Source organism: Lentzea sokolovensis, from assembly GCF_033949975.1.
GTDB lineage: Bacteria > Actinomycetota > Actinomycetes > Mycobacteriales > Pseudonocardiaceae > Lentzea > Lentzea sokolovensis.
Genome location: NZ_JAXAVU010000006.1, coordinates 139,322 through 154,076 on the forward strand (window position 1 = coordinate 139,322; position 14,755 = coordinate 154,076).

Sequence of the window (14,755 nt, forward strand, 5' to 3'; positions counted from 1 at the left end):
GGAAGTCTTCCTCGATCGGGTGAACTGTGACCAGCGTCTACCAGAGTGTGGACACGGAAACACCCACCTGGCTGAGCAGCCTTCGGGTGAGCGGCAGGCTGATGCCGATGACGGACGTGTGGTCGCCGTCGATGCCGTCGATGAACCAGCCGCCGAGGCCGTCGATCGTGAAGCCACCGGCGACGTGCAACGGCTCGCCCGTCGCGATGTACGCCTCCAGTTCCTCCTCCGACGGCGTGCCGAACCGCACGGTGGTCGACTCGGAGGCCGAGGCGCGGCCGGCGATCTCTCCCGCGGCGACCCGCAGCACGGTGTGCCCGGTGATCAGCACGCCGCTCTTGCCCGCCACGCGCCGCCACCGCTCCAGCGCGACCTCGGGCGTGCCGGGCTTGCCCACGAGCTCGCCCTCGAACAGCAGCATGGAGTCGCAGCCGACGACCACGCAGTCGTCGTCGTGCTCGATCGCCTCGGCCTTGGCCGCGGACAGCACGACGACGGTCTCCTCGGGCGTCGGGTTGTCGAGCGACGCGATCAGCGCGTCCTCGTCGACACCGGAGACGCGGACGACGGGTTCGATGCCCGCGGACCGCAGGACGCTAAGACGGGCGGGTGACTGGGAGGCCAGGATCAGACGCACGCGCCGAGTCTGTCACGCTCGGGGCGGCGACCTGCCGAAAGGCGAACGCGGCCGCGATCCCCACCACCAGCACCGCCAGCAGCAGGTAGAACGACGCCCGCACGGCCGTGGTGAAGTCGCCCGTGGCCGCCAGCACGATCTGCAGCACGGCCGCCGTCACCGCGCTGCCCAGCACGTTCCCGAACTGCCGCGACGTGTTGTAGATGCCGGACCCGGCGCCCAGCAGCGACCTGTCGAGCGTGCGCGTCGAAATGTTCGTCAGCGGTGAGAACACGAGTCCCATGCCGATGCCCAGCGCGACCATCGACGGCAGCAGCACCCACTGCGAGCCGTCGCCGAGCAGGAACGTCATCGCCAGGATGCCCGCGGCCATCAGCGCGAACCCGGTGATCGGCAGGTACTTGGCGTCCGCCCGGTTCGACAACCGTCCCGCGACGATCGCCACCACGCCGGACATCAGCGACGCCGGCGCCGTGACCAGGCCCGTCATCAGCGGCGACAGCTTCGGCACGGTCTGCAGGAACAGCGCCAGCGGCACGAACACCCCGGTCACCGTGATGCCGATGACGACGTTCGCGACGTTGCCGAGCGAGAAGTTGCGGTTGCGGAAGATCCGCAGCGGCATCAGCGGCTCCGGGTTGCGCGCGGACGCCTGCCAGAACACGAACAGCGCGAGGAACAGCACCCCGGCCGCGATGATCTCGGCGATCGTCAGCGGTCCCGCGACCCTGCCCACTGGTAGTGCTCGCCGTTCTGGATCCCGAACACCAGCAGCCCGAGCCCGAGGCAGCAGAGCACGACCCCGAGCACGTCGAATCTGGGCGCGCGGTTCGGCCGCAGGTCGGGCACCCACACGAACAGCAGCGCCAGCGCGACCACCCCGATCGGGAGGTTCACGAAGAAGATCCATTCCCAGCCCAGGTGCGTGACCAGCACACCGCCGAGCAACGGCCCGGAGACCGTCGCGAGCCCGGCCACCGACCCCCACATGCCCAGTGCCGCGCCCCGCCTGGCCGGGGGGAACAGGTGCGTGATGAACGCCATCGTCTGCGGAGTCATGGCCGCCGCGCCCAGGCCCTGGAAGACGCGCGCCGTGATCAGCGCGTCGGCACTGGTGGCGAGACCGCAGGCCAGCGAGGCCAGGAGGAACAACGTGAGCCCGATGCCGTAGAGCCTCTTGGGCCCGTACCGGTCACCCAGTCGTCCCGTCAGCAGCAACGGCACCGCGAACGCGAGCAGGTAGGCGCTGACGACCCAGATGACGTCGTTCAGGGAGGCGTTCAGATCGGTGATCATCGACTGCAGCGCGACGTTGACGATGGTCGTGTCCAGCAGCGTCATGAAGAACCCGACGCAGAGCGCGTACACGGTCCGCCAGTTGTCGCGGTCCGTTCGAGTAGTACTACTGATGCGCGATCACATCCTCGGTCGGCACTCTCGGCAGAGTGAAGCGCTGGGTGCTTGTCCTCACCGAACGCGGCTCCGATCGCGAAGGCAAGCGCAGACGGATCGCGGCACTGCTCGTCGTGCTCGGCGGCCTCATTGGATCGTGGGGCGTTGGAAGCGTGCTCGCGAGTGACCCGATCGGCTATGGAGTGCCCATCTGGCCGTTCGCCGACACCGCCGACCGCGCGGAGAACGCGTTGCTCACGCAGGTCGTGCCCGCGGTGCGTTCCGGCTCGCCGCTCAACCACGCCGGGGTGCAGGTGCTGCGTCAGACCTCCGCGTACGGCAGCGCGTTCTGGACGCTGAAGATGCAGGTCGACGGCGAGACCCGCTGTCGCGAGGTCGCCGTCGGCCTGAACGTCACCAGCCGCAGAGTCGACTGCTAGCCGGGGAAACCGGAGGCGCGCCAGGCGCCCGGTCCGTGCTGCAACGGCCGGCGAACCCGGCGAGCCGGGTTCGCCCACTCCGGACGCCGCTTCGGCTCGTCCTCGACGGGCGCGGCCGAAGCCAGCCCGGCGATGACAGCGGTCAGCGCGGCCAGCTGGTAGTCGTCCGGCGTGCCCTTGACGACCTTGAGCAGCGGCTTCTCCTCCGGCGCGGTCACAGCGGGATGTTCCCGTGCTTCTTGGGCGGCAGCGTCTCCCGCTTGTCCCGCAGCATCGACAACGCCCGCGCCACGTAACCGCGGGTGTACGACGGCGGGATCACCGAGTCGACGTAGCCACGTTCAGCGGCGACGTACGGGTTGCACAGCGCGTCCTCGTACTCCTGCTGCAGCTTCGCGCGCAGTGCGTCGACGTCCTCGCCGTTGGCAGCCGCCGCGGCGAGAGTCTTGCGGTGCACGATGTTCGCCGCACCTGAAGCGCCCATGACGGCGATCTGCGCGGTCGGCCACGCGAGGTTGATGTCGGCACCGAGGTGCTTGGAGCCCATGACGTCGTACGCGCCGCCGTACGCCTTGCGCGTGATCACGGTGACCAGCGGAACGGTGGCCTCGGCGTAGGCGTAGATCAGCTTGGCGCCGCGCCGGATGATGCCGTTCCACTCCTGGTCGGTGCCGGGCAGGAAGCCGGGCACGTCGACGAACGTCAGCACCGGGATGTTGAACGCGTCGCAGGTGCGCACGAATCGCGCGGCCTTCTCGGACGCGTCGATGTCGAGACAGCCGGCGAACTGGGTGGGCTGGTTCGCGACGACGCCGACCGAATGCCCGTCCACGCGGCCGAAGCCGACGAGGATGTTCGGCGCGAACAGCGGCTGCACCTCGAGGAAGTCGCCCTCGTCGAGCACGCGGTTGATGACCTCGTGCATGTCGTACGGCTGGTTCGCCGAGTCCGGGATGAGCGTGTCGAGCTCGCGGTCGTCGTCGGTGATCGAGTCGGAGATCGACCCCTCGGCCAGCGTGCCCTCGAACGCGGGCGTGTCCGAGAGGTTGTTCGACGGCAGGTAGCTCAGGAGCTCCTTGACGTACGCGATCGCGTCTTCCTCGTCGTTGCCGAGGTAGTGCGCGTTGCCGGACTTGGTGTTGTGCGTGCGACCGCCGCCGAGCTCCTCCATCGTCACGTCTTCGCCGGTGACGGTCTTGATGACGTCCGGGCCGGTGATGAACATGTGCGAGGTCTGGTCGACCATCACGACGAAGTCGGTCAGCGCGGGGGAGTAGACGTGCCCGCCCGCGTTCGAGCCCATGATCAGCGAGATCTGCGGGATCACGCCGGAGGCCTTGACGTTGCGGGAGAAGATCTCGCCGTAGAGGCCGAGCGAGACGACGCCCTCCTGGATGCGCGCGCCGCCGCCCTCGTTGATGCCCACGATCGGGCGGCCCGTCTTGATCGCCAGATCCATGATCTTGACGATCTTCTCGCCGTACACCTCGCCGAGCGAGCCGCCGAAGACCGTGACGTCCTGGGAGAACACGCACACCGGACGGCCGTCGACGGTGCCGTAGCCCGTCACGACGCCGTCGCCGTACGGGCGGTTCTTCTCCTGGCCGAAGTTCGTGGAGCGGTGCCGCGCCAGCTCGTCCAGTTCGACGAACGAACCTGGGTCGAGCAGGAGGTCGATGCGCTCGCGGGCTGTCTTCTTGCCCTTCGCGTGCTGCTTCTCGACCGCGCGTTCCGAGCCGGCGTGAACCGCCTCGTCGTTGCGTCGGTACAGGTCAACGAGCTTGCCCGCGGTGGTGTGGACGTCCGGGGCGCCTGAAGCGCCGGTGGGGACGTGCCCGATCGGCTCGGTCGCACTGCTCATGGGCTCGCAGCCTAACGAGACCATTGCTGAACTGCCCCGTGCAGTTGTCCAGGTCACGGCAACCTGTTGGCAATCTCTTATCGCACGTACTCTCTTCCGTTCCCATAACCTGGCGCGATGACCACCGCACTCGACGCAGAAGAGCTGCGCTCCCGGCTTGTCGCACCCAACGGCCCGTACGCAGCTCTCGACGTCGTGGAGACCACGGCGTCCACGAACGCCGATCTGGCCGCTTCCGACGCCGCCGACCGCACTGTGCTGATCGCGCTGGAGCAGAGCGCGGGGCAGGGCCGCCGTGGCCGCAGCTGGTCGTCGCCCGCGGGCGGGCTCTACCTGAGCGTGCTGTTCCGGCCCGCCGGCGTGCCCGCCGCGAAGCTGCCGTGGCTGAACCTGATCGCCGGACTGGCCCTGGTGCGCGTCGCCCAGTCGGCTGGTGTCGAGGCGACGCTGAAGTGGCCGAACGACCTGCTGCTCGGCCCTGACGCGGGCAAGGGCGCCGGGATCCTGTCCGAGATCACCGCCGACGGTGCGGTCGTCGTCGGCATCGGCCTCAACGTGGCGAAGCTGCCCTCCGACGTCCAGCCGGCGCCGGGCGGCCTCGCGCCGACGTCGCTGGAGGACCTGGGTGCGTCCGAACTGGATCGCGGCGAGCTCGCGTTCCGGCTGCTGGTCGAACTGGCGGGCCTGGAAGGCGTGTGGCGCAAGAACGGCGGCGACGCGGTCGAGTCCGGCGTGCTGGAGGAGTACGAGGAGCACTCGTCGACCGTGGGCTCGCAGGTTCGGGTCGAACTGTCGGCCGGTGTCGAGCTTCTCGGGGTGGCACAGCGCATCGAGGCCGACGGCACCCTGGTCGTGCGCGGCGCCGACGGTGCGGACCACGGCGTGTCCGCTGGTGACGTGGTGCATTTGCGCCCGGCGTAGTTAGGGTTGGCCCATGGCCTATCCCGACGACCTGCTGAGCTCCGGCGAGCACGTCGTGATCCACAAGCACCCCCACTGGAAGATGCTGATCTTCCCGGTGTTCTGGCTGCTGGTGGTGGTCGCGCTCGGCACCTACCTGGCCGGTCTGGTCGGCGACCAGTCGTGGGCCGCCGCCGCGTGGATCGCGCTCGCCGTCGTCGGCGTCGTGCTGATCCTGTGGCTGACGCTGACGCCGGTCGCGCGCTGGCGGACGACGCACTTCATCATCACGTCGGACCGCGTGATGTACCGCGAGGGAGTGTTCAAGCGCACAGGCCTCGACATCCCTTTGGCTCGTGTGAACAGCGTCCGCTTCGAGCACAGTTTCATCGACCGCGTGCTCGGCTGCGGCACGCTGATCATCGAGTCGGCCTCGGACGAGCCGCTCGAGTTCGACGACATCCCGTCCGTGGAGAAGGTGCACACCATGCTGTACCGCGAGGTCAACGACAACCCGGACGACGACTTCCACCCCGGAGTGGTCGATGGGCGCGCGTGAGGTCGGTCTGCCCGACGTCGTCGGCTCCGGTTCGCTGCCCTCGCGGGTGACGATCTGGGAGGTCGGCGCCAGGGACGGGCTGCAGAACGAGTCGGTCGTCGTGCCGGTGGCCGTGAAGCTGGAGTTCCTGGACAGGCTGGCCTCGGCGGGACTGTCCGTTTTGGAGGCCACGTCCTTCGTGCACCCCAAGTGGGTGCCGCAGCTGGCCGACGCCGCCGAGTTGCTGGCCGGGCTGGAACAACGGCCTGGTGTCGTCTACCCCGTGCTGGTGCCGAACGAGCGAGGCCTGGACCGTGCCCTGGAGGCCGGCGTCACGCACATCGCGATCTTCGCCTCGGCCACGGAGACGTTCGCCTCCCGGAACCTGAACCGGACGCTGGACTCGCAGTTCGAGATGTTCGAGCCGACGGTGTCCCGTGCGCTGGCAGCGGGTCTGGACGTGCGCGGGTACGTGTCGATGTGCTTCGGCGACCCGTGGGAGGGGGCCGTGGCGCGGTCCCAGGTCGTGGCCGTGGGCGAGCGGTTGCTGGAGATGGGGTGCTCGCAGTTGTCGCTGGGGGACACCATCGGCGTGGCGACCCCGGGTCAGGTCGAGTCGTTGCTGGAGGGCTTCCACGACGTTTCCCGGCTGGCCGTGCACTTCCACGACACGTACGGGCAGGCCCTGTCGAACACCCTCGCCGCTTTGCGTTGCGGTGTGACGACTGTGGACTCGTCGGCCGGTGGGCTGGGCGGGTGCCCGTACGCGGAGTCGGCGACCGGCAACCTCGCCACCGAGGACCTGGTGTGGATGCTCGACGGTCTGGGCATCGAGACCGGCGTCGACCTGGACAAGCTGGTCGAGACCTCGGCGTGGATGGCGGAACAGCTGGGGCGGCCGTCCCCGTCACGTGTGGTGCGCGCGCTGACGAAGTAGGTCAGCCGCGCGCGGTGAACATTCCCGTCGCGATGAACCGGTAGACCAGCTCGTCGCCGCGCCTCGCCGTTCCCTCGAACTCCACCAGGCCGAGGTCCGGGCGCTTCTTCGACAGGCGCGCGCTCAGGACCTCGGCGGCGAACGTCAGCGTGTCTCCGGGATAGACCGGGGCTAGCCAGGAGAGTTCACGGCCTCCCGGTGAGCCCTGGGAGGTGGAGTCGGACAGCACCGCGTCGACCCAGCTGCGCATCCAGAGCGAGGCCGTGTACCAGCCGGAGGCGGACAAACCGCCGAAAATCGAGTTCTTGCCCGCGTCCTCGTCCAGGTGGAACGGTTGCGGGTCGAACTTCTTCGCGAAGTCCAGCATGTCGTCCCGGTCGACGGTCACCTCGCCAAGCGGGATGATGCGGCCTGCGGGCAGATCCTCGAAGGCGATCACGTCGTTGATTCTAGTAACTGAATCCGCTGGGAACCGATCTATGGGCGACGGCGTCCTAGAGCCCGAGCCCAGGGCTATGCGTGTGAGGGGGACTCGGTGGACGACCACCGTGCGCAGGTCGAGGAGCTGCTGGCCGACTATCGGCGCAGCCGCGAGCAACTGACCTCGGTTCAGCGCGAGCTCGCTGCCGTGTCCGCGACGGCCTCCAGTCCTGACGGGACGGTCGAGGCGACCGTGGGTCCCGGGGGCAAGCTCGTGGGGCTCGTGCTCTCCGAACTGGCCTATCGCAGGCATCGGCCCGAGCAGCTGGCCGAGTTGATCGTGCAGACCGTCGCCGCGGCCGCGGCCAGTGCGGCCGAGGACACCTATCAGGCGCTGAGCGCGGTGCTGCCTGCCGCGGCGGATCCTGCCGCGGTGGTCGCCGGTACCGCTGATCTGCAGCCTTCGGAATACGCGTCCGACGAGTACGAGACCGTGGATCTGGGACGGCAGCCCGTTCGCCGTCGTGTCGACGACGACGAGGACAACGAGCAACGGGAGAGCTGGCTCGACTCCGAGCTCATCAACAGGAGGGTCCGATGACCGGGTACTCGGCCGACCTCGAGCGCTTGGACGCCGGGGCGCGCGACTTGAAGGGCTTCGCCGGGCAGGCGACCGAGATCGCGGGGTCGCTCGACAGGGCGCTGGCCGCGTTCGGTGCCTGCTGGGGCGACGACGCGGTCGGGCGCAGTTTCGCCGCCTCGCACGAGAAGCCCTCCGGGGACGCGACGGGTGCGGTGTCCGGACTCGCGACCGTGCTCGGGGACGTGGGCGACAAGCTCGCCGCGACGGCCGAGACGTACCGCCACGTCGAGCAGAGCAACGCGTCCTCGATCAGAAGGCTGGAGGGCTGACATGGGCATCGAGCTTCCCGCCGAACTCACCGCCATCGCCGCCAAGGCCGGTGTCTCCTGGCCCAAGGCCGACGAGGACGCCATGCGTTCCAGCGCCACCGCGTGGCGCGAGGCGGGCGACAAGATCAAGAGCCTCGGAACGTCCTCCGACGGTGCCGCCAACCGTGCCCTGGGCGGCATGACCGGCGGGACCGGCGACGCCGCACGTGGCCGTTGGGCCAAGGTCGTGGCGCCGGACGGCGACTTCCAGCGCGCCGCCCGCGGGTGTCACGCCGCCGCCGACCGTCTCGACCACGCCGCCAAGCAGGTCGGTGCCGCGAAGGTCGAGATCGTCCGCGAGCTCGTGATCCTCGCCAAGAACAACGACGCCGCGACGGCCTCCGCCAACGCCGGCAACCCCAACGCGTTGCTCGGCCTCGACACGCTGACCAAGGGCGCCGCGGCCAACGTCGCGAACCTCCAGAACACGTTGAGCTCCGCGATCCGCCTGGACAGCGGCATCGACATGAGCCAGGGCTCGCAGCCCGTCAACACCGCTCCCGGCGCCCACGGGCCCGGCGGTGGCGGTGGTGGCCTGCTGTCGCCCGTCACGAACATCGTCGGTGGCGTGGTGGCCCCGGTGGCGGCCGTCGTAGCTCCCATCGTCGAGCCCGTCGCCGCCGTGGTCGCTCCGGTGACCGAAGCCGTGGCCCCGATCGCCGGAGCGGTGACCGCTCCGGTCGCGCCGGTCGTCGGTGCGGTGACGGCACCGCTCGCGCCCGTCGTCGGTGCTGTCACCGACGCCGCCGCGCCGATCCTCGACGCCGCCGCTCCTGTCACCGCGCCCGCCGCCGCTGTGGTTCATCCCGTGCTCGACGCGGTGCCCGGTGGCCGTGACGCCGCCGGTCCGGTGTTCGACAACGGCAACGGAAACGGTGAAGGGCCCCGTGGCGAGAACCCGGGTCGAGGCGAAGGCAAGGGGCTGCTGCCCGGCGTCGTGGCCGACGCGGGTCACGCGGTCGGCCCGGTCGCCGCGCCCGTCGCGCACGTCGTGGCGGACGTGATGCCGAGCGTGCACGGCAACATCGGCCCGATCACCGAGGGCACGACCCAGGCTTCCGGCGCCGTGCTCGACCCGACGCTGGTCCGCGGCTCCGACGTGCACGGCCAGGTCTCCTCCGCTCCCCAGGCCGCGGCACCCGCTGCCGCCCCGGCCGCTGCTCCCGCGGGCCCGGCGATGGGCGCGGCCCCGGCCGGCGGCCCGATCGGTGGTGCCGTGGGTGCTGTCGGTGGTGCCGTGGGCGGCGCTGCCGGTGGTGTTCCGGCGGCGGCCTCCCAGGTCGGCGCCGTCGCGGGACAGGGCGCCGCGCAGGTCCCCGCGCAGCAGGGACAGGCAGGTCAGCAGGGCCAGGCCGCCCAGCAGGCCGCCAAGTCCGCCGACGCCAAGGCAGCCGACGCGAAGGCCGCCGAGCTCAAGTCCGGTGAAGCCAAGGTCGGCGAGGCCAAGGCGGGTGCGCCGCAGGGCGTCGCGGGCAAGACCGGTGCGCCGGCTCAGGCGCTGAGCGGCCAGTTCGGCAACCAGCCAGGCCAGGCGCAGAACCAGATCGGCACCCAGGGACCGGCCCAGTCCGGCAACCAGGGACCGAGCCAGAGCCAGTCCGGCAACCAGCCCGGCCAGGCCTCCGCGGTCACCAAGGACGCGCTGGCCAAGGACCAGGCGGCCAAGGACGCGCTGTTCCACGACTCGGAGTCCGTCGACTTCGATCCCGAGACGGGCTTCGGCCCGCAGAAGGTCGGCGACACCATCGCCACCCCGGCCGCTCCGGGCGCGGACGTCGACCTCGGGGCGACTGGCGCCGGAACCGGCACGGGAACGCGCGAGACCGTCACCTCGGGACCGCTGGCGACCGTCGACCCCGGCGGCCACCCGGTCTCGCACGCACTGAGCGACCGCCTCGAAAACCGGGAGAACCAGGCCCTGGCCACCGGTGTCGCCGGCGAGATCATCGGCCACACCTACACCGCGGCGGCCGCCGGCAGCTGGTTCATGGCGATCTTCCTGAGTGCGGGCCGAGCCCCGCGCCTGGCCAGGAAGCCGGCTCGCCAGCTCCCGCCGCCCCCGCAGGCCGACGAGCAGGTCGTCCCGAGGTTCGCCCCCGACGACCACCCGCAGCGGGTCGACACGTCCGCCCCGAGGCCGTCGACGCAGTCCGGCGGCCTCGGCAAAGATCACCCGATCGTGCAGGAGCTCCTGGAGGGCCACGACCCGCTCGCGGGCATGCACGAACGCGACTGGGAAAGCCTGTTCCAGCACGAGAACGGCACCCCGCGCTGGCCCCTCGAACGTGAGGGCGGCTACGAGGACAGCCAGGCCGAGATCCTGAAGGAAGGCGCCGAACTGGACAGGTTCGGCACCCCGGAGGGCCGCGTCCTGAGCGCGGCGGGCACCCCGTTCGCCCAGCGCTCGCTGCCGCCCCAGGCAGCGGACGAGGGCTACCGGCGCTACCGCGTCACCAAGGACCTGCCCGTGCACCGCACGATCAGCGCGCCCTGGTTCGGCCAGCCCGGCGGGGCGAGCCGGTACCGCACCACCTACCCCGTCGCGGACCTCGTCGCGCTCGGCTACCTCACGGAGATCACCGCATGAACGTCGAGTCGCTGCCCGAGTGGCTGACCAGGATCGGCGTGCCGGACGACGTCGTCAGCATCGGCGAGGAGACGGACCAGCGCTGGTGCCTGCTCAGTGACGAGACCGGGCACGAGGTGTTCTGGCAGGAGCAGGGCAACCGCTACGACTGGGCCCGGTTCGACGACGAGAGCGTGGCGTGCCACTACCTCTTCGGCCGTCTCGCCTGGGCCCAGGTCGCGCGCGGAAGTCTTACCGTTCCAACAGCTTGAGCGCCGCCTCGTGCAGGTGGCCGTTCGACGTCAGCACACTGCCGCCGTCGTAGCGCTCCTCACCGTCCAGTGAGGTGAAACGGCCACCCGCCTCGGTCACCAGCACCTGGAACGGGGCGATGTCCCACGGGTTCGCCACGCACTCGGGCGCGAGGTCGATCGCGCCCTCGGCGACCAGGCAGTGCTGGTAGAAGTCACCGAACGCGCGGCTCTCCCAGGTCGCGTCCACCAAACGCAGCCAGGCCTCGCGAGAGTGGTACTCGACCCACGACTTGATGTCCGTTGTGGACACGTAGGCGTCCTCCAGGGAACGCACGCCGGACACGGAGATCGCGCGCTCACCGGACGCGTCCGACGCGAAGGCGCCCCCACCGGCGGCGGCCCACCAGCGGCGGCCCATGGCGGGCGCGGACACGACGCCCACGACCGGGACGCCATCCTCGACCAGGGCGATCAGCGTCGCCCAGATCGGCACGCCGCGCAGGAAGTTCTTGGTGCCGTCGATCGGGTCGAGCACCCAGACGCGCGCCGCGTCCAGCGTGCCGCCGCGTTCTTCGCCCATCACGACGTCGTCGGGACGCTCGGAGGCGAGCACGGCACGGACCGCGTCCTCCACCGCGACGTCGGCATCGGTGACGGGCGTGCGGTCCGGCTTGCGCTCCACGGCGAGGTCGTGAGCGCGGAACCTGGTCGCGGTGATCGCGTCGGCGGCGTCGGCGAGTCGGAGGGCGAGTTCGAGATCAGCATCGTGGCGTGACACGCGGCGATCGTTCCACGAATACGCTGAGCCCCGTGAGCGTGGTGTTGCTGGCCGAGGACGATCCGGCCATCGCGGAACCTCTCTCCCGCGCCTTGATGCGGGAGGGCTATTCGGTGCAGGTCGTGGGCGACGGGCCAAAGGCCTTCGAAGCCGCCATCGCCGGGGGCATCGACCTCCTGGTGCTGGACCTCGGCCTGCCGGGCATGGACGGGTTGGAGGTGTGCCGGAGGTTGCGGCAGAGCGGCAGGAGCGTGCCCGTGCTGATGCTCACCGCGCGAGCCGACGAGGTCGACTTCGTCGTCGGGCTCGACGCGGGCGCGGACGACTACGTCGCCAAGCCGTTCCGCCTGGCCGAGCTGATGGCCCGCATCCGGGCCCTGCTGCGCCGCCGCGCGCCGGGGACGCTGGAGGTCAACGGCGTCCGCGTCGACCTGGCCGCCCGCCGCGTCACGGTCGACGGCGGCGAGATCCAGCTGGCGAACAAGGAGTTCGAGCTGCTCAAGGTGCTGATCCAACGCGCGGGGCAGGTCGTGAGCCGCGACGAGATCCTGTCCGAGGTCTGGAACGACCCTGATCTCAAGGGCAGCAAGACGCTCGACATGCACATGTCGTGGCTGCGCAGGAAGCTCAGCGACGGCACCCCGAACTCGGCGGAGAAGCGCATCGCGACCGTCCGTGGCCGCGGCTTCCGCTTCAACGCCGACTGATGCGCCGCCGGATCCTGCGGGCGATTCTGCTCGCCGTCGCCGTCACGGGTTTCGTGCTCGGCCTCCCGCTCGGCTACACCGCGCTCCAACTCGTCGAGGACACCGCCCGCGGCAGCCTCACCGAACGAGCCCAGCAGATCGCGACGACGCTGGACGACCAGCTCGCCAAGCAGCAGAGCATCGACATCGACGCCGTCCGGGTCGCCATACCGACCGACGGCCGCCTCACGGTCGTCTCGGCAGGCGTCACCAAGGCCACGGGACCCTCGCCGGGCGACGACCCGCTGGCCGTCGAACTGACGATCGCCCAGCAGGGCACCGTCCGCCTGGAGATCCCCTCCGGGCCGATGCACACGCAGCAGGCCCAGGTGGCGGGACTGGTGCTGCTCCTGCTGGCGCTCTCGGTGGGCACCGGCACCGTCGTGGCCCTGGTGACGGCGCAAACTCTTGCCCGCCCGCTGGGCCACGTGGCCGCCCGCGCGTCCAGGCTGGGCGCGGGCGACTTCCGCGCCGACGAGCAGCGCTACAACATCGAGGAGCTCGACGCCGTCTCCGAAGCCCTCGACACTTCCGCCACGGCCCTCGCCCGCCTGGTCCAGCGCGAACGCGAGCTGGTCGGCGACGTCTCCCACCAGCTCCGCAGCCGTCTCACGGCCCTCCAGCTACGGCTGGAAGCCCTGGCGGAGCACCCGGAACCCGACACGGCCGCCGAGGCCCGCGCGGCCCTGGAACAGGCAGAACGCCTCGCCGCCGTGCTGGACGAGCTCCTCGCCGCCGCCCGTGCGGCCCGAGCCGTCGGCGCCGAACCGCTGGAACTGCGGCCCGCGCTGAACCTGATCGCCGAGGAGTGGCGCGAGCAGGTCAGGAGCCAGGGCAGGGCGTTGCGCGTCCGCGTCCCGGACGGCCTGCTGGCCCGCGCCACCCCCGCCCGCCTGCGCGAGGCCATCGGGGTGCTGCTGGACAACGCCCTGCGTCACGGCGAGGGGTCCGTCATGGTCACCGCGCGCAGCGAAGAGGGCACGGTCGTGGTCGAGGTCAGCGACGGTGGCTCGGGCGTGCCGGACGACCTGGCGGCGCACATCTTCGAGCGCGGCGTCTCCGGCGGCGGCTCGACCGGTGTGGGGCTGGCGCTCGCACGGGCGCTGGTCGACGCGGACGGCGGCCGGTTGGAACTGTCCACGGCACGGCCGGCGACGTTCGCCGTGTTCCTGCCGGTGCCGAAGGCTCAGGACGTGGTGGGCATCTCGTGGAAGACGCCGGGCACTCCGCGTTAGGAGTGGCCGAGCTCCTTCTCGTCCTCGATCGACCGCTTCTTGCGGCCGTTCTCCTCGGGGAAGACCCAGTTCTTGTAGCCGTACCAGCGGAAGGCCATCGCGATGAGCGTGCCGATGATCTGCGCGCTCAGGAAGTCCGAGATCTCCTCGGTGAGTCGCGACACGTGCGGCTCCTGCAGGTGGAACGCGTACCGCGCGATGTACAGCGGTGCGGAGTTCAGCACGATGCCGATGCCGTTGACCAGGAAGAACAGCAGCGCCTCGTGGTGACGCTCGCGGCCGCCGCGGGTGCGGAACGACCACTCCCTGTTCAGGATGTACGACACGATCGTGGCGACCAGGGTCGCGATGATCTTCGCGGTCACCGGGTTGTTCGGCAGGACGACCGTCTTGATCCCGAAGAACAGGACGGTGTCGATCACGAAGCAGGTGCCCCCGACCAGGGCGAACTTGACTAGTTCACGATGCTTCAGCGCGATCGACCGGATCGGTTCCGGAAACCGCGAGACCACTGTTTCGGCTAGGGACACGCGACGAGTCTACGGAGATCGGGTGAACGCGCCGGTCCGGCCGCGCGTCGGCGTCCGGGAACACCCAGCGCCGCATCGCCCAGAACTTGAACCCGGTGGCGAGCAGCATGCCGATGATCGAGCCCGAGACGAAGTCCGCGATCTCCTCGGTCATGACCGAGACGAACGGGGCCTGGAGGCCGAACAGGTGCCGCGACAGCCACAGCGGCAGGATGTTGATCCCCACACCCAGACCGCTGACGAGGAAGAACAGCGCGGCCTCGTGGTGGCGTTCGCGACCGCCTCGGGTGTGGAACGACCACTCGCGGGACAGCACGTACGAGGCGATGATCGCCACCAGCACGCCGATGACCTTCGCCGTGACGACCTTGTCGGTCAGCACGGTGAGCTTGAGCGCGTACCAGACGCCGTTGTCGATCAGGAACGTCGTGCCGCCGACCAGGGCGAACCTGATGATCTCGCGGTGCTTGTGAAGCAGGAACTGGAGTGGTTCCGGCAACCGGCTCATGGCACGGCGAACGACTGGCAGCACCTGCCCAGCTTACGGATCAAGGTAACGGCCACTGCCTC

At 70.2% G+C, this 14,755-nt stretch carries 19 protein-coding genes; 10 read left to right on the forward strand and 9 right to left on the reverse strand.

The window, feature by feature from the left end; genetic code table 11:
* Positions 1-37 precede the first annotated feature (37 nt).
* The 3 genes from SK854_RS11935 to SK854_RS11945 are packed head-to-tail and all read right to left on the reverse strand — an operon-like array spanning position 38 to position 1,978.
* The gene (locus tag SK854_RS11935; protein ID WP_319975123.1) at positions 38-637 is read right to left on the reverse strand and encodes a Maf family protein; all 600 of its coding nucleotides are present in this window, start codon (positions 635-637) and stop codon (positions 38-40) included.
* Positions 597-1,373, reverse strand: coding sequence for an MFS transporter (locus tag SK854_RS11940; RefSeq protein WP_319975124.1), 777 nt, complete (start codon positions 1,371-1,373; stop codon positions 597-599). The genes SK854_RS11935 and SK854_RS11940 overlap by 41 nt, the downstream gene beginning before the upstream one ends.
* Positions 1,349-1,978, reverse strand: coding sequence for an MFS transporter (locus tag SK854_RS11945; protein WP_319975125.1), 630 nt, complete (start codon positions 1,976-1,978; stop codon positions 1,349-1,351). The genes SK854_RS11940 and SK854_RS11945 overlap by 25 nt, the downstream gene beginning before the upstream one ends.
* 104 nt (positions 1,979-2,082) lie before the next feature.
* Here SK854_RS11945 and SK854_RS11950 point away from each other — a divergent pair, with 104 nt between their 5' ends.
* On the forward strand, positions 2,083-2,469 hold the full coding sequence (locus tag SK854_RS11950; RefSeq protein ID WP_319975126.1) for a hypothetical protein: 387 nt from the start codon (positions 2,083-2,085) through the stop codon (positions 2,467-2,469).
* Here SK854_RS11950 and SK854_RS11955 read toward each other — a convergent pair.
* Positions 2,466-2,687, reverse strand: coding sequence for an acyl-CoA carboxylase subunit epsilon (locus tag SK854_RS11955; RefSeq protein WP_319975127.1), 222 nt, complete (start codon positions 2,685-2,687; stop codon positions 2,466-2,468). The two genes, SK854_RS11950 and SK854_RS11955, sit on opposite strands and share 4 nt — an antisense overlap.
* Positions 2,684-4,330, reverse strand: a complete 1,647-nt coding sequence (locus SK854_RS11960) for an acyl-CoA carboxylase subunit beta (protein WP_319975128.1) — start codon at positions 4,328-4,330, stop codon at positions 2,684-2,686. Before SK854_RS11960 ends, SK854_RS11955 begins: the two co-directional genes overlap by 4 nt.
* Positions 4,331-4,447: 117 nt before the next feature.
* On the opposite strand from SK854_RS11960, the gene SK854_RS11965 reads away from it, so the two are divergent.
* From SK854_RS11965 to SK854_RS11975, 3 genes are read left to right on the forward strand one after another with little or no spacing between them, the layout of a single operon-like run.
* A complete protein-coding gene (locus tag SK854_RS11965; RefSeq protein WP_319975129.1) occupies positions 4,448-5,251 on the forward strand; it encodes a biotin--[acetyl-CoA-carboxylase] ligase in 804 nt (267 codons plus the stop codon).
* Between the two features lie 13 nt (positions 5,252-5,264).
* A complete protein-coding gene (locus tag SK854_RS11970) occupies positions 5,265-5,789 on the forward strand; it encodes a PH domain-containing protein (protein WP_319975130.1) in 525 nt (174 codons plus the stop codon).
* Positions 5,776-6,705: a hydroxymethylglutaryl-CoA lyase gene (locus tag SK854_RS11975; RefSeq protein WP_319975131.1), complete on the forward strand. Its 930-nt coding sequence runs from the start codon at positions 5,776-5,778 to the stop codon at positions 6,703-6,705. The genes SK854_RS11970 and SK854_RS11975 overlap by 14 nt, the downstream gene beginning before the upstream one ends.
* Position 6,706: 1 nt before the next feature.
* Here the strand turns inward: SK854_RS11975 and SK854_RS11980 are convergent, their stop codons facing one another.
* On the reverse strand, positions 6,707-7,144 hold the full coding sequence (locus SK854_RS11980) for a MaoC family dehydratase (protein ID WP_319975132.1): 438 nt from the start codon (positions 7,142-7,144) through the stop codon (positions 6,707-6,709).
* 96 nt (positions 7,145-7,240) lie between these two features.
* On the opposite strand from SK854_RS11980, the gene SK854_RS11985 reads away from it, so the two are divergent.
* Genes SK854_RS11985 through SK854_RS12000 form a run of 4 tightly spaced genes read left to right on the forward strand, consistent with a single transcriptional unit; the run spans position 7,241 to position 10,914 of the window.
* The gene (locus tag SK854_RS11985; RefSeq protein WP_319975133.1) at positions 7,241-7,726 is read left to right on the forward strand and encodes a YbaB/EbfC family nucleoid-associated protein; all 486 of its coding nucleotides are present in this window, start codon (positions 7,241-7,243) and stop codon (positions 7,724-7,726) included.
* Positions 7,723-8,037, forward strand: coding sequence for a WXG100 family type VII secretion target (locus SK854_RS11990; RefSeq protein ID WP_319975134.1), 315 nt, complete (start codon positions 7,723-7,725; stop codon positions 8,035-8,037). Before SK854_RS11985 ends, SK854_RS11990 begins: the two co-directional genes overlap by 4 nt.
* Position 8,038: 1 nt before the next feature.
* Positions 8,039-10,663, forward strand: a complete 2,625-nt coding sequence (locus SK854_RS11995; protein ID WP_319975135.1) for a TNT domain-containing protein — start codon at positions 8,039-8,041, stop codon at positions 10,661-10,663.
* The gene (locus SK854_RS12000; RefSeq protein WP_319975136.1) at positions 10,660-10,914 is read left to right on the forward strand and encodes a hypothetical protein; all 255 of its coding nucleotides are present in this window, start codon (positions 10,660-10,662) and stop codon (positions 10,912-10,914) included. Before SK854_RS11995 ends, SK854_RS12000 begins: the two co-directional genes overlap by 4 nt.
* Here SK854_RS12000 and hisN read toward each other — a convergent pair.
* A complete protein-coding gene (gene hisN, locus SK854_RS12005) occupies positions 10,895-11,674 on the reverse strand; it encodes a histidinol-phosphatase (RefSeq protein ID WP_093591777.1) in 780 nt (259 codons plus the stop codon). The two genes, SK854_RS12000 and hisN, sit on opposite strands and share 20 nt — an antisense overlap.
* A 32-nt stretch (positions 11,675-11,706) precedes the next feature.
* On the opposite strand from hisN, the gene SK854_RS12010 reads away from it, so the two are divergent.
* A complete protein-coding gene (locus SK854_RS12010; RefSeq protein ID WP_319975137.1) occupies positions 11,707-12,381 on the forward strand; it encodes a response regulator transcription factor in 675 nt (224 codons plus the stop codon).
* Complete coding sequence (locus SK854_RS12015; protein WP_319975138.1) at positions 12,381-13,655, forward strand: ATP-binding protein; 1,275 nt, start codon at positions 12,381-12,383, stop codon at positions 13,653-13,655. Before SK854_RS12010 ends, SK854_RS12015 begins: the two co-directional genes overlap by 1 nt.
* Here SK854_RS12015 and SK854_RS12020 read toward each other — a convergent pair.
* Both SK854_RS12020 and SK854_RS12025 read right to left on the reverse strand, forming a co-directional pair.
* Entirely contained in the window at positions 13,652-14,185 is a 534-nt protein-coding gene (locus SK854_RS12020; protein ID WP_319975139.1) for a GtrA family protein, read from the reverse strand. The genes SK854_RS12015 and SK854_RS12020 overlap by 4 nt on opposite strands.
* Positions 14,115-14,714, reverse strand: a complete 600-nt coding sequence (locus tag SK854_RS12025) for a GtrA family protein (RefSeq protein WP_406601766.1) — start codon at positions 14,712-14,714, stop codon at positions 14,115-14,117. Before SK854_RS12025 ends, SK854_RS12020 begins: the two co-directional genes overlap by 71 nt.
* Between the last annotated feature and the right edge of the window lie 41 nt (positions 14,715-14,755).